Source organism: Caldimonas taiwanensis NBRC 104434 (assembly GCF_001592165.1).
Lineage (GTDB): Bacteria > Pseudomonadota > Gammaproteobacteria > Burkholderiales > Burkholderiaceae_C > Caldimonas > Caldimonas manganoxidans.
Genome location: NZ_BCWK01000008.1, coordinates 1 through 14,870 on the forward strand (window position 1 = coordinate 1; position 14,870 = coordinate 14,870).

9 protein-coding genes are annotated in these 14,870 nt (G+C 63.5%); all 9 read right to left on the bottom strand.

Annotated features, from left to right (window positions below; translation table 11 throughout):
- A partial coding sequence (locus CTA01S_RS17015; protein WP_371326087.1) for a PKD domain-containing protein occupies positions 1 to 636 on the bottom strand: 636 nt, incomplete at its 3' end.
- Complete coding sequence (locus tag CTA01S_RS08485) at positions 617 to 1,879, bottom strand: glycosyltransferase family 4 protein (protein WP_198150830.1); 1,263 nt, start codon at positions 1,877 to 1,879, stop codon at positions 617 to 619. The genes CTA01S_RS08485 and CTA01S_RS17015, both read right to left, overlap by 20 nt.
- A gap of 94 nt (positions 1,880 to 1,973) precedes the next feature.
- The gene (locus CTA01S_RS08490; protein WP_062194541.1) at positions 1,974 to 2,954 is read right to left on the bottom strand and encodes a glycosyltransferase family 2 protein; all 981 of its coding nucleotides are present in this window, start codon (positions 2,952 to 2,954) and stop codon (positions 1,974 to 1,976) included.
- A 22-nt stretch (positions 2,955 to 2,976) separates the two neighbouring features.
- Positions 2,977 to 4,248: a glycosyltransferase family 4 protein gene (locus tag CTA01S_RS08495; protein ID WP_062194544.1), complete on the bottom strand. Its 1,272-nt coding sequence runs from the start codon at positions 4,246 to 4,248 to the stop codon at positions 2,977 to 2,979.
- Positions 4,245 to 5,306, bottom strand: coding sequence for a glycosyltransferase 61 family protein (locus CTA01S_RS08500; RefSeq protein WP_198150832.1), 1,062 nt, complete (start codon positions 5,304 to 5,306; stop codon positions 4,245 to 4,247). The genes CTA01S_RS08495 and CTA01S_RS08500 overlap by 4 nt, the downstream gene beginning before the upstream one ends.
- 26 nt (positions 5,307 to 5,332) lie before the next feature.
- Positions 5,333 to 6,064: a 4'-phosphopantetheinyl transferase family protein gene (locus CTA01S_RS08505; RefSeq protein WP_062194551.1), complete on the bottom strand. Its 732-nt coding sequence runs from the start codon at positions 6,062 to 6,064 to the stop codon at positions 5,333 to 5,335.
- A complete protein-coding gene (locus tag CTA01S_RS08510) occupies positions 6,051 to 7,160 on the bottom strand; it encodes a DegT/DnrJ/EryC1/StrS family aminotransferase (protein ID WP_084362365.1) in 1,110 nt (369 codons plus the stop codon). The genes CTA01S_RS08505 and CTA01S_RS08510 overlap by 14 nt, the downstream gene beginning before the upstream one ends.
- Positions 7,161 to 7,210: 50 nt before the next feature.
- Complete coding sequence (locus CTA01S_RS08515) at positions 7,211 to 8,197, bottom strand: glycosyltransferase family 2 protein (protein ID WP_062194558.1); 987 nt, start codon at positions 8,195 to 8,197, stop codon at positions 7,211 to 7,213.
- Positions 8,198 to 8,271: 74 nt separating this feature from the next.
- The gene (locus CTA01S_RS08520) at positions 8,272 to 14,850 is read right to left on the bottom strand and encodes a type I polyketide synthase (protein WP_062194561.1); all 6,579 of its coding nucleotides are present in this window, start codon (positions 14,848 to 14,850) and stop codon (positions 8,272 to 8,274) included.
- Positions 14,851 to 14,870: the final 20 nt, after the last annotated feature.

The following is a 14,870-nucleotide window of genomic DNA, read 5'->3' on the forward strand; positions in this document are numbered from 1 at the left end:
GCGGCGACCTTCGTAGACGGTATCTGGGTTGTGCACCACCACCGTGACCGTGGCCACCGAATGCCCCCCCGCGACATCGGTTGCCCGAACGTGAATGGTGTAGACACCTGGCAAGTCATACACATGGGCAGCCAATGGACCACCGGTCTGCGAGTTCTTCGGCAAGCCCGTGGAGTTCCAGCGTTCCCCCCGCTCGTCGCAGAAGTCGAAGACGTAGCTCACCTCTCTGAAAGTGTCCGTGCCGGAGCCGGCCGCACTCGTGGCCGTCGCATCGACAAAGACGGCCATCGGCGCCACACCTGTGGTTCGCGAAGCTTGCACGCGCGCAACAATGAGCTGTGACCTGGTTTGCTCTCCGGACCAACCGGTAGGCTGCGTACAAGTGCGTGCAGTGACAGTGGGGTCCATCGATCCAGACGTTGTCACGGGCACCCCCGCGGGATCGGCCGTGGCCTGCGAGCCTAGCCCTCCTCCACAGGCCCCCAACATCAGCATCAGGCCGACGTGCACGGACGCCCGCAGCCCAACCCTGTTCTTCTTGGTGGTCATCAATACCTCCGAATTGCGGCACGGACGGTTGCGCCGAGCCCGCGATCCAACACCGACGAAGGTCCGTTCATGCCCTGGACGGCGCATCGGGCAGATGCAGCAACTCCAGCATCCAGTCCCGCCGACGTGCCAACCAGTATGCCTGTGTATTCTGACGTGCAAACGCGAGTCCTCGATCGGCCATCTCGGCCAGTCTGGCACGGTTGGCATGCAAGACCTTGAACTGATCTGCCAGCGACTGTGAAGAAGGCCATTGCGCCAGCGCCACAGCCCCACTTTGCTGGGCCAGATCCCGGAAATAGGTAATGTCGAAGGCCACGATGGGCAGACCTCGTGCCATCGCGTCAAAAGCTGCTCTCGGGGTATCTTCGACCAGTGGACAGGCCACGCAGACGTGCGCCTGGGCCAGGCGCTCGAACAACGCGGCCCCATAAGGCACCGGCGGCTCGAACCTCACCCGGTCGTCCAGGCCCGCCTGTGCCACCTGCCGACGCAGCGGCTCCAGGGACTCACCTTCGCCGATCAGCGTCAGTCTCACATCGCAACCCTGCTGGCTGGCGAGGCGGACGGCCTCGACCGCCCGATCCAAGCCCTTGTATGGCACCAGCCGTCCAAAAAATACCACCTTCAGCGCCTTCGCGTCCTGCATCAACCATTTCAGGCGAGCCTGCCGGGAGAGGTCGTCGAGGACATCGTCAGGGCCATGGACAGTGTCGAAGAAGTTGCGCACATTGGGCCGGCCCCGCCCGAAGTCCTGCACCATGCTGGCACTCTTGAGCAACACCAACTGGAACATCCTCGGCGCGAGCCAGACCTGTATCCACTTGAGTGGGTCGTAGAACAAGCGGTTCACCCAATAGCCGCGCACACCCCACAGGCCCAGCCGGTAATAGCGCTTTGAGTGTTGGCGGAAGTCGATGTCCACAATGAAGATCACCGGCCTGCCAGCCCACCACGCCCGCAGATTGACCAATCCCATCAACGGACGCCACAAATCGGTGGACATGCCCGAATGCACGACCGCCGCCTTCGAAACGGCAACGCCGACTTCCCGCCAGATGCGCTTCACCTCGCGTCGCCAGAACTCCCAAGGTGTCGTGGCCGTCGTGTGCGCCGGAAGGAATGCTATACGGTCCGCCTCCAGGTCGACGATGCCAAGGTGGGCTTTTTGCGCCTCGTACTGTTCCTCGGTCATGCTCGGGGCCACCAGCACGAGCCGATCGAACCGCTCGCCCAGACCGGCACGCAGCTCGCGCAGGTGCTGCGCAAAGGCACTTTCCGTGGCAAAAGCAGTAGGGGAGACGGGAAATGCAGCCGCCTGGACGGCCATGAGATAGTCTGTGCCCATAGTCAACCACCAGGACGACGCTGTCGGTCCTGCATCGCGCAAGACCGGACCAGGGCTTGCCATCGAAGAATGTCGATCATTTGTACTCGATCAGTTGTGTAGGCCGCCGCAGCCATCGATCGCACAGGTAGCGGCATTGGCCCACGAGTTCGGGAAATCGACTGAGCGTGTGAAACACAGACTGCAGGCCACGATCTCGCCATGAGCCTTCACCTTTTAGAAACAAGCGCAGGACCTGCAAGGGATAGACACCGAGAATGGCCAGCGAACCCAGGCCCCAGGCAGGCAGCAACACCAAGACGAGCGCCATGGGCCCCAGCGACCAGAACCATGTGCGCGCCGACTCGCGCACCCAGTGCCTTTCGGGAGCCCCCCCATGGAGCGCCATGCCCGCTGCATACGCATAACCACTGCGCACGACACGCCGCCACCATTGCCAGAAGCGTGTCATATTCGCATCGTGAAGTGTCATGTCATCGGGCAAGGCGTGGATTTCCCAGCCCGCCCGGCGCAACCGGACGCACAGTTCCGGCTCCTCACCAGCGATCAGGTCGTCGCGGTAGCCTCCGCTGGCGCGCAGGACCTCGGCACGCAGCATCACGTCGCCACCGAATGCCGGGATTTTTCCTGGTGGCTTGATCCACTCCAGGTCACACAGTCGGTTGTAAACCGACCGCTCGGGATGCCGTTCCCGGCGCTGGCCGCACACTGCCGCGGCACGGGGGTGCTCAACCAGGTAGGTCCTCGCCAGAGTCAGCCAGCCCGGAACGACCTCGCAGTCCCCATCGACGAACTGGATCCACCGGATCTCAGGGGCCAACTGCAACAGCCGGCGCCAGCCGGCGTTGCGCGCGCGAGCTGCAGTGAAGGGAAGGGTCATGTCGAGCTCGACGCAGGCCACACCCATCCCCTGCGCCAAGGCCAGCGACCCGTCGGTCGAACCGGAATCCACATACACCACATGGTCGGCCTGCGAGCACACCGACTCCAGGCAGCGCCGCAAGCGTTCCCCCTCGTTGCGGCCGATGACCACCACACCCAGTTGCGATCGTTCCATGCGCGCCCCGCTCAAGCAATACTCACACCTGAAGTGCTTTGCTAACCATCGGCAAGCGACTTGCGGCCATCATGTGCCGGACCCTGGCCGCAAAGGTGTCTTCGAACGCATGGCGCAGGGCAAACTCACGCCCGCGGCGAGCAGCAGTCGCAAGCTCCTCACGATCCCTAGACAAACGCGCTACCTGCTGGGCCAAATGCTCCACGTTCCCCATGGGGCTGAGCCATCCACTGCCGGAATGCTGGACGATGCCTTTGAACGCCTCATTGTCATACCCGGCGATCGGAACCCCACAGGACATCACCTCAGGGTAGGTGCTCGAGGGATCACCTTGCGTGTGGCAGCAGATGAATAGATCAGTGCTTTGTTTGAGCAAAGGAATCCATTGCTGCTTGAAGTCCAGAACACCCATCAGACGGACTTCGTTGGACACTCCCCGCCGATCAATCTCTCGCGCGAGGCGCTCTTCGAGAGTACCCCGACCATAGATATCAAGTGTGAATGAAATACCCAGTCGTTTGAGTGCCTGCGCAAAGCGCGGTAAATCGAGCACCCCCTTCATTGGAATCAAACGTCCACCAAACACCAAGCGCAATGGCCTACCTTCCCTTAGCGCCGCCAGCTTGATATTCAGACTATCCTCATCGATCACGTTGCTCCGTGACACACGATTGTCGAAAAAGAGCATCACATTCGAGTGAAGGTGACGATAGACCTCATATGTTGGTGATCCACTGCACTGCAATCCGGCTGACAGCGCCAACGCACGGCGACGCTTCGCCTCGGCCTGCATCAACCACAACTTGCGCCGCCAGCGACGAATGGGGTTGCTCACCTCCGCATCGACGATTTGCATTTCCGTCTTCAAGGTGTACTCACTGGTGAACACGATGGGAACGCCGAGGCGTCGACACAAGCGTGCCGTCTCCAACTCGAAGGGTGACAAGAAGGCCATCACCAGGGCGGCCCGATGAATGCGCGATGCCAGATCGTCCAGACGGCTCGGGCGCAGCTCGAACGCCGGAAAAAACTTCTCTGGCATGATCTCGACATGGTCCATGTCCGTCCCCATGGTGTCGGTGAGTCGAACCAGCGTGGTCACCGGCCCAGGCCAAGACTGCGCATAAGAATTCACACCATCGATGAACTTTTGGGTGAGGATCAAGCCTCCATGGGACCCACGGGCAGCCCTCAGGCTGGGCAGCAAGATAAGTTCGTGGCTGGGATCTGATTGAACCTCGGCTGAGAGCGGCTGTTGCCACGGCGCTGGCATGAACTCGACCACGTGATTCATGACAGCCGCTCCAACAAGCGAAGAACCTCGTCGATCACCACCTTGAACCCACCGGGGGCTGGCTCGGCCACCACGAATGCAAACCGCATATGCATGCGATCGGTGTATTCCTTGTACGCCAAAGCGAAGCGGTCGGGCGGCTGGATGACCAGGAAGCTCGCGCCGTCGGCCACCGAGAAGATGGCATGTGACAAATGGCTCCCCTCGACGGCAACGACCACGGGAGCATCCAAAGAGCGCCACGCAATCTCGTTCGCGCTCAGGTGTTCCGGGTCGAGAATGTCATACCCCAGCGCGCGCAGGGTCTGCTCCAGGTCGTCTTCATTGACCAGGTTGCGCGGCTCACCCCGAACGCCACGGCGCAAATAGACCCCTGCGGGCGGTGATCGATTCGGTTGCTGCTTCAGGCCTGCCCGCAAGCGGCGACGCAGCTCTACGTAACGCCGGAGTTTGAAAGTGTTCTGCGCAAAGTCGGTGTAGTAGACCAAGCGCCGGATGCGCGCCCTCAGCGGCACATGGTGCTGCGGCAGTTGCAGCAAACTCCGATAGCCCGCTTCGTGAAGGTAGGGCTTGGAGACCATCGCGATGCACGGGCTGCCAGGCTCAGGAATGAGGCTCAATGGCATGTCGTCGAGCATCATGGTTCCGAAGAAATGGCTGCCGGAGTGGCTGGTCATCAAGTGCACTTCGTCCAAGCTTTCGACAGGGGCTGCCCGCATGTCGAGCACTTTTTCGTCGCCATATCCGACCTTGAGCTTGGACGCGCCGCGGTAGAGAAACGCTCCAACCAGGTCGACGTCGGTCACCAGATGCGCCACCGAGGCCGCATGTTCGATGAAACCGCCGGCCAATAGCGTGTGCTCGGCATCCCAGTTCCGCCACGGCGACAGGGCAGCAATCCGCTCGATCGCACCAGGCAAGAACAGCGCAGGCGGCACCATGGTGCGCTGCGCAGGACACAGCACCCACTCACGACTGGCCATGCAGTGAAACTCCGGTGAGCGGCCGGCCACCACACGCCGAATCACACGCTTGACCATGGGCAGGTTCAGTTGCATCACATCGCTCCGCAAGACGACTTGGATCACGCCGGCCCGAGTCGCCGGGCAAGGGCCCCGACCCACCGGACCGTCCCGCCTCCAATACCCCCGCCCCAGAAGCTTCGAACGCGAAGTCGTTCGATGCGCTGCCCGACCTGGATCTGTACCTGCGTGACGCCGCCGCTCAAGCCGACCTCGAACGAACGGGCGTTCAGGTTGAAGCCCTCTCCCAACGCTTTGAGGCAGGCCTCTTTGCGGGTCCATCCCTGCAAGAACAGCCGATCGCGAACCGGTCCGTCTGCCCGGAGCAGCTCGGCTTGCTCCTGAGGTCCAAACACGGTCATGGCCAGATCGTGCGCATCCTCGATGCTGCGCATCACCTCCAGATCGACACCCACCTCACCGTCTTTGCATAGCGCGATCAATGCCACATCGACGCTATGGCTGAGGTTGAAGTGCCATGACGCCCACGCCGGGTTCGCCAAGTAGGGCTTGCCACGCGGCCCGGTGTCGAACCGGAGCTCGACCGGACTGCACCCCAGATGACGGGCCAGTCGATCCCGCAGGGCGACATGGGCTGCCACGTAGCGACGTCGATCCCTATCCAACCTGAATCGCTCGCCACGCTCGCGTTCTCGTGGCGACAAGCCGGCCTGCGCCTGCTCGCTGGGCCAATGTTCCAGCCCCGCCAGCCAAAGCGCCACCCCATCGCAGCACACCGGATGGGAATCTCCGACACGTAGCGAGATCATCTCGGGCAGCTCAAGCTCGGTCATGTCGAAGCAACTCGATGATGCGAGACTGTTCACTCGTTTGCAGTCCCGGGTAAATGGGCAAGCACAAAATCTGATCGGCCACGGCCCGGGCCACGGGCAGCAGGCGCGATGCCGGCGACACGCGGTCCCGGTAACGCGGCAAATCGCTGACCAGCGGGAAGAAGTAACGGCGCGCATGGATGCCGTTGGCCTTCAAGCGCTTCAGAACATCGTCCCGAGTCTGTCCATACGCTGGCTCGACCCGTATCGGAAAATAGGCGTGATTCGGTTCTTCCTCCGGCACCGCCCTTGGAAGGACGATCCCGGGCACACCGGCGAGCCCTTCCCGGTAGTAGGCATCGATGTGAGCCCGCTGCCTGATGGATGCATCGATGTGTTCGAGCTGCAACAAGCCCAGTGCAGCGCAGAACTCGTTCATCTTGCCATTCAGGCCCAGGCCTTCCACATGGTTGTCTTCGACGATCCCGAAGTTTTTGAGCCGGTCGAGCACGGCCTTCGTGTGTTTATCCCGAGCCACCATCGCTCCCCCCTCGAAGGTGTTGAAGACCTTGGTGGCGTGGAAGCTCATCACCGAGACGTCGCCCCAAGACATCAATGAACGTCCTCTCAGCCTCACGCCGAAGGCATGCGCAGCGTCGTACACCAGCCTCAAGCCATGAGTGCTTGCCAGCGCTTCGAAGGCATCCACGTCGCAAGCGTGGCCAAAGCAATGCACCGGAAGAATGGCACAGGTGTCCGTGGTGATGGCTCGCTCGACGGCTCCGGGGTCCAAATTCAGGCTGACAGGATCGATGTCTGCAAACACAGGGGTCAATCCAGCCCATTCGATGGCCTGAACCGTGGCCACGAAGGTGAACGGCGTCGTGATGACCTCGCCGCGTAAACCGAGCGCCCGCAGCGCCAACATGAGCCCGATCGTCGCGTTGGTGCACAGGCTCAGATGCGCCACCCCGAGATGACGCATCAGTGCAGCTTCGAATCTCTGGTGAAAGGGGCCGCCATTGGTCAGCACCCGGCTGGACCAAATCTCCTGCAGGCTGGGCAGCAGGGATTCCAGAGGGGGCAGTTCCGGTCGCGCCACGTGTACTCGATGCATGGTGTTCCTGACCCCGTCTCGCATGCAGCCACCACCGATCGCGCAGACCGCTAGCGGTGGATGAGCGTGAGCCCGTCTTCGGCGTCGGGCTTCCACAGAGGACGCCACAGCACCGAATGAGCAATGAAGTCACTCAGCATCTTCGGAGGGTCCGGATCTTCCTTGCCCTGCAAACGCCGGCGCACTCGCCAAAGAGAAAATCCCAAGATCCACGCAAGATCCGCGATCGAGCCGTAAAGCCGACCATGGTGCTTCACGAAATAGCGACGGCGAGATTCGAACCAATACGCCGGCCGTCGTGGTACGACCGCAAGACGAGCGGTCACCCCAGTGCTCTGCCCGGCGATGTGCATCACGCGGGCGGTCGGCTCGTACCACACCTCCCATCCGGCTCGGCGGGCGCGGCGGCAAAAATCGGTTTCCTCGTAATAGAGAAAATAGCCCTCGTCCATCAGCCCCACCTGCTCGAACACCTCACGGCGCACCATCATGCTGGCACCGCAGACCCAATCAACCGTTTGCGGCTGTGAGCCCATGCGTCGGGCCACGAGCTTGGCACGCAACAAGCGCGTCACCCAACCGAGGCGAATCGCATGCTCGAACTCGCTGGCGATGGAAGGAAAACAAAACGCATAGGGCCATGGCTGACCATCGTCGTCGTCAATGCCACTGCCGACGATGCCCGCACGCGGATGACGCTTCACAAACTCGGTCAGCGCGGCCAAGGCCCCAGGCCGCACCACGGTGTCCGGGTTGAGCAGCCAGAAGTAGTCTGGGGGGCGATCGCAACGAAGCGCCGCACGCAGCGCGAGGTTGTTGCCATAAGCAAAGCCGCCGTTGCGTTTGGACTCCAAGACCGACGCCCATGCTTGCCATCCGTTCGTCTCGATGGCCTGACGGATCCGCGCCTCCGAGCCGTCACCGGAGGCATTGTCCACCACGACCACGCGCGCGCGCGCCTCCGGAACGCCGGCTTCTGATGCGAGTGATCGAAGGCAGTCGATCACCAGAGCCGCCGTGCGGTAGTTGACGATCACGACCAGCGTCTCTACCCCGGCAGGACACCGATCGTCCGACTGTACGTGGGGGGCCGGTACGGGCGACACACCCATCATTCCACCTCTGCCGGCTGGCGCTGCTCAGACCGCACGAAGGCCGGGCTGGCCGCGGCCGATCCATCGCTTCGAGGTGGCACACGCTCATGCGAGCCCCCATGACGCGACACGGCCTCATCGATGCATTGCTGCATGTGCTGGGCCAACACGCCCACGTGCGGCTCCTGCAGCATGCTCGTGTGGCCCCCCGGCACATCGATCACTTTCACGGTGCCGTCCACACGCGCCCCCCAGCCCAGTTGGTCGTCGCTGTAGATGTTCTGGTACGGCTCATCGGCCTCGCTTCCATCGCCCTGAGTGCCTCGGAACACCACCACGTCCCCGCTTCTGAACAGACCTTGGGGTCGATGCTCCCTGTGAGCGACTTCGTACATCTTCAGGAAGTCCAGCCCATGTTCCTCGTCGGATGGCGAGGAGCCCACCTCACTGCGCTGGGCCTGATCCCGCATGGCTTTCACTTTGCGTGCCGTCTGGAAGCGCTCCAGGCGGGACTGCACTTCGTACAGCGCGAGGTTGCGGGTCTTGGCCAGCATTTTCGGCACGGCTCTGCCGATGCGCTGCAAGGTCGAGCCGGCACTCGGATCATTGAGCGTGCCCAAGAAACGGTGAATCCGTTTCTGAGTTTGTCGGAAGGGGCGCTCCTCGGCTTGCACGTCCGCGGCATCCATGATGCCGACGAAGATGGCTTTCTGTCCCGCGTCTTCGAGCTGGCGCGCCATCTCGAAAGCAATCACACCGCCCGCACACAGCCCCGTCAGCAGATACGGCCCTTCGGGCTGCACGCTGCGCATCGCCCGCACATGCGCCGCGGCCATATCGACGATGCGGGTGTGGACGTATCGGCCATCATGATGCATTTCGGGCTGCAAGCCGTAAACGGCATGGCCTTGATCGAGCTTGAGAGCCAAGCTGCGGTACAGCAGCGTTTCTCCCTTGCCATCATGGACGAAGAAGATCGGCAATCGCTCGCCGCCGGCACGAATGCGTACCACCGTCTTGGGCAAGGTCGGCGCATCCACACCGACCGTGCGCTCCGCCGACGCGACACTGCCGCCTTGCGCCGCGCCGCCTGCGACGGGATCGGCTGGCGGGGGCTCGATCAAAGCGGCCAATGTCTCCACCGTCGGCGCCTCGAGCAGCGCCGTCAGTGGCAACGCCTTGCCCGTCTTGCGCTTGAGCTTGTTGATGACCTGCACGGCCAGCAGCGAATGGCCGCCCAAATCGAAAAAGTTGTCGCTGGCACTGACCTGGGCCACACCCAGCATGTCTGCCCACATTTGCGCGATGAGACGCTCGGTGTCGGTTCGAGGCGCTTTCCAGTTGGGGCGCGCGTTTTCCGCTGCAGCCTGCGCCGCGACCGACGCCGGGGGCGTTGCCGGCATGCGCAGCTTCTCCAGGGTGGCGTGCAGATCCTGCGGAGACACGGCCACCTGGGCCAGGCGGCCATGCGCCAGGACACGCTCGAACACCTCGGCGCCCTCGACGCTGCGCAGTCCTTCGGACAAGCCCATCTCCAAGACCTTGTTGGCCGTCGCGCGGGGCCGCTGCGCGGCCACGGTGCCCGCATCGGCCGGCGCGTCGAGCAAGGCTTTGTCGCGCACACGCACCATCGTGAACTCGCGAATGTCCACCAGCACTCGGCCGCTTTCGTCCATGATCGTGACGTCATAGACCGCAAACTGCGGCGGGGTCTGCGCCGGAGGGCGTAAACGGATGTGGCTGTACACCTTGGCCGTCAGCGGGGCAAAAATCTGCAGGCAGCCATACGAGGCGGGCACGAAGAAGTCGCGCGCCTCGTCAAAGCCAGGAATCAAGGACTGCGCACCGGCCGTGGCCATGTCCATCATGGCCGGGTGCAACTCGAACTGCAGCAAGTCGTCGCTGAAAGTCGGCGGCAGCTCCAGGGTTGCCAAGGCCTCGCCGTGGCCAAACTCGATGCGGCGCAAGTTGCTCCAGCGCGGCCCGAACTGCAAGTGCAGCGCTTGTTCATCGCCGCGGAAATTCTGCACGCGCATGGTGCAGCGCCCGGCAATCGCCGCAGGTGCGGGTGTCACCGGCGGCATGGCGTCCACATAGCCCACTTCGCCTCGCACGTGGTCGGTCCATTCACCTTCAGCAGCGCCGGCGGTGGCGCTGCGCAACGCGAAGTCGTACTGACCGCCCGGCAGCGACCGCAGGTGCACGCGCAGTTCACGCTGCTCACCCTCGCGCACCACGAAAGGAGACTGGAACGTGACATCGCGCAATTCCAGCGCGCGGGGTTGGGCTCGCCGAGTCGCTGCGGCCCGCACGATCTCCAGGTATCCCGTGCCGGGGATGAGCGCATGCCCCCCGCGGAGGCGGTGTTCGTCGAGCAGCCAATGCCGATCGACGGAAAAGCGGGTGCTGTACACACGCTCTTCTTCCGTGTCCAGCAAGCAGCGCTCCAGCAGTGGATGATCCACCGGCACCCCGTCGTCCGAGGCCTCGTCGGCCGCACCCAGGCCCAGCTGGCGCGCCAGTTCGGCCGCCATGCCCACTTCCTGCCACTGGCTCCAGTTGATGGCCACGGTGTGGCACCCCTCGCGGGTCATGCGATCTTGGGCAAAAGCATCGAGGAAGGCATTGGCCGCGGCATAGTCGAACTGCCCGGCCAGACCAGCAAACGAACTGATCGAGGAAAACAACACCAGAAAGTCCAGCGGCATGTCGCCCAGCACTGCATCCAGCGTGAGCGTGCCCTGCACTTTGGGCGCCAGTACCGCGGCGGCGGCCTGGGGATCCTTCAATTGGATGACCCCATCATCCAGCACCCCCGCGGTGTGCAGCACACCGTGCACAACGCCGAAGCGCGCCACCGCCTGCTTGACGGCCTGGCGCATCTGCGCGAGATCGGTCACATCGGCCTGGACCACCATCACTTCCGCACCGGCGGATTCCAGCGCCATCACATCCCGGATCCGCCGGCTGGTGGCTTCGTGCGACCCTTTCACGCGAATCCAGTCAGACCAATCGTCGCGTGGCGGCAGGCCGGTGCGGCCCACGAGCACGAGCCGCGCTTGCACCGAGCGCGCCAAGTGCTTGGCCAAGGCCAAGCCGACACCCCCGAGCCCGCCCGTGATCAAATAGACCCCACGCTCCCGCAAGCCGGCCTGAGACGAGCGGGCTCGCTCCAGCCGCACCGGCGCAAAGTCTTGCAGCCAGCGCTCGCCCACGCGCAAGGCCACCACCTCGTCGGATGGCACCGCCGCCAACTCCGCAGCGACATCGGCCGCCAGGCTTGCGATGCGTGGCGAGCCTTTGGGAGGCAGCAGCACATCCACCGTGCAGCAGCGAATGTGGCGGAACTCTTGGGAAATCACCCGACAGACCGCTGCTGCCGTGGCCTTGACCGGCATCAGGCCGGATTCGGCCCCGATACGCTGCAACTTGTCGGTGACCACCGCAAGCCGCATTGGCTCGCTCAAGTCCTCTCGCCCAATGGCCTGCGCAAGTTGCAGCAAGCTGTAAAAGCCCAAACGGAGCAATTCCTCCGCCGTCTTGAGACTGCCGTCGAGCCGGCGTTCACCGGTCACCGACCACAGGTGGAAGATCCGATTGGGCAAGGCGGCACTCGCACGCAAGGCAGCAAAGAGCCGGTCGTAATCGCCGGCAGCGTCCGGCACGATGGTGAACCGTCCGTCGCCCCGTTGCGCATAAGCCTTGCCCGCACGCACACACGTGACGACATGACCGGCCGCGCGCAACTGGCGGGCCAACTCCTCGCCCAGACCGGCCTCGTCTTCAAACACTAACACGGGACCGTCCATCGGCTCTGGCGCAGGCCGCGGCACACGCTTCCACACGGGTTCGTAAAACCAGTCGGCCATGTCGGCACGACGCACCAGACGTTCCTCCAGCGTTGGGGCCGCCTGCAAGGACAGTCCTGGCTCGATCCAATGGCGTTGCCGGTCGAATCGATACGTGGGCAGTGGCAGACGCAGCCGGCGCTCTCCCTGGCGGAAGCGCGCCCAGTCGATGGGCGCACCCGCCGCCCACAGCCGCCCCAGCACGCCCAACACATAGGCCTGGTCATCGACGGTCTCGTCCGGGTGACGCAGGGAATTCAAGACCACCTGCCGAGGCTTGCGCGCACTGTGCTGGCGGGCCAGCGATGACAAGGTACGGCCAGGGCCAACCTCCAGCAGGATGAGGTTGTCGTCCTTGAGCAGTTCTTGCAACCCATCGGCAAAACGGACGGTATGGCGTAGATGCCGCACCCAGTACATCGGATCGGTCGCTTCGGCCGGGGTGATCCAGGTGCCCGAGAGGTTGGAGACGAAGGGCAAGGTCGGGGGCTTCATCGTGACCCGCCGGAAGAACGCGCCGAATTCCTCCAGAATGGGTTCGAGCATGGAAGAGTGCGCAGCCACGTTGATGCGCACTCGGGCCGCCTCGATATCCTCTGCCTGTAGCGCTTGCTGCAAGGCCTCGATGGCATGCACCGGCCCCGACACCACGGTCAGTGAGGGGCCATTGACCGCGGCGATCGACAGCTGTGGACCGATGCGTGCCTGCACCTCGGCCTCGGGCAACGGCACGCTGAGCATGCCACCTTCGGGAAGCGTCTCGAACAGGCGGCCCCGCAATTCAACCAAGGTCAGCGCATCTTCGAGGCTGAACACCCCGGCCAAATGGGCCGCCGTGTATTCGCCCATGCTGTGGCCGATCATCGCCGTGGGCATCAAACCCCAGGACATCCACAACTTCGCCAGCGCGTATTGGGTGGTCAGCAACAGCGGTAGAGCCAGCGACGGCCGCTCGATTCGACGCGCGGCTTCCTCCTCTTGCCCGGCAGGGGGAAAGAGCAATTCCTTGTACTCGGCGCGGCCACGCCGAGCCAACAGGGCCAGGCATTCGTCGACGGCTTGTCGATAGACCGGTTCGGTGCGGTAAAGATCGGCCCCCATGCCCGGGTACTGCGCGCCGCCGCCAGCGAACATGAAAGCCACACGGTGAGTGCCGCAAGCGCCTGGCATGCTGATCACGCGCTGCGGATCCATCGCCTCGAGGGCCTGAGCTGCATCGGCCACATCGCGCGCGACGACGAAGCGCCGCAGCGTCATGGGCTCGCGCCCCACCTGCAAGGTGTAGGCCACGTCGGCCAGATTGATCTGCGGGTGTGCCCGCAGATGGGCGGCCAGCGCCGCCGTGTTCGCATCCAGGGAGGCCTGAGACTTGGCCGACAGCAGCAACAGCTGGTGCTGGCGCGAGGGCCCTGACGGTGGGCGCGGCGGCGCCTCTTCCATGATGAGATGGGCATTGGTGCCCCCCACCCCCAAAGAGCTCACGCCTGCACGGCGCGGCACGCCCGGCGGCGGGGTCCAGTCCTTCAGCTGGGCATTGACATAGAAAGGACTGCGCTCGAACTCGCAGGCCGGGTTGGGCTTGGAAAAGTTCAGAGACGGTGGCAATTGTCGATGCTGCATCGCCAAAGCCACCTTGATGAAACTGGCCACGCCGGCAGCCGTGTCGGTGTGCCCGATGTTGGTCTTGACCGAGCCGATCCCGCAATAGCCGACCTTGTCGGTGCCTTGACGGTAGGCCTGCGTCAGCGCGGCGACTTCGATCGGATCGCCCACCGGCGTGCCCGTACCATGCGCCTCCACGTAGGTGATGGTCTCCGGCGAGACATTGGCGATCGCCAGCGCCTCGGCGATCGCCTGGGCCTGCCCATCGACGCTGGGGGCCATGTAGCCCACTTTCATCGAGCCATCGTTGTTGATGGCCGACCCTTTGATCACCGCATGGATGTAGTCCCCATCGGCCAGGGCATCGGCCAACCGACGCAACACCACCACGCCCACGCCACTGCCAAACACCGTGCCTTTGGAGTCCGCATCGAAGGCATGGCAATGGCCATCGGGCGACAGGATTTCGCCTTCCTGGTAGACATAGCCCTGGCGATGCGGCAGCTCGATGGTCACGCCGCCGGCCAGGGCCATGTCGCATTCCCCGTTGAGCAGACTCTGCACCGCCAGGTGGATGGCCACCAGCGACGTCGAGCAGGCCGTCTGCACATTGACGCTCGGGCCCTTGAGGTTGAGCAGGTACGACACCCGGGTGGTCAGAAAGTCCTTGTCGTTGCCGGTGTGACGGATCAGAAAGAAGCCCACCGACGAGACCAGCTGCGGATTCGTCAGCAGGTTGTAGGGCATGTAGGCGTTATGGCCAGAGCCGCCAAACACACCGATCGAGCCTTTGAACTGCGAGGGCATGTGGCCGGCGTTCTCTAGCGCTTCCCACGCGCATTCGAGGAAATGCCGATGCTGCGGATCCATGATGGCGGCCTCGCGCGGGCTGAAGCCAAAAAACGCGGCGTCGAACATCTCCATGTCGGGCAACACGGCGCCCACCGGCACGTAGTTCGGGTCGCGCAACTGCGCGGGCTTGACGCCTGCAGCCAGCAATTCCTCCTCGGTGAAGCGGGTCAAAGACTCCACGCCATCGCGCAGATTGCGCCAGTACTCCTCCAAGTCACGAGCTCCAGCGAATCGCCCCGCCATGCCAACGACGGCGATATCGGTGTCCAGGCCGTGGGCAGACGTGTCGTTCATACGATCATTCCATGGACAAG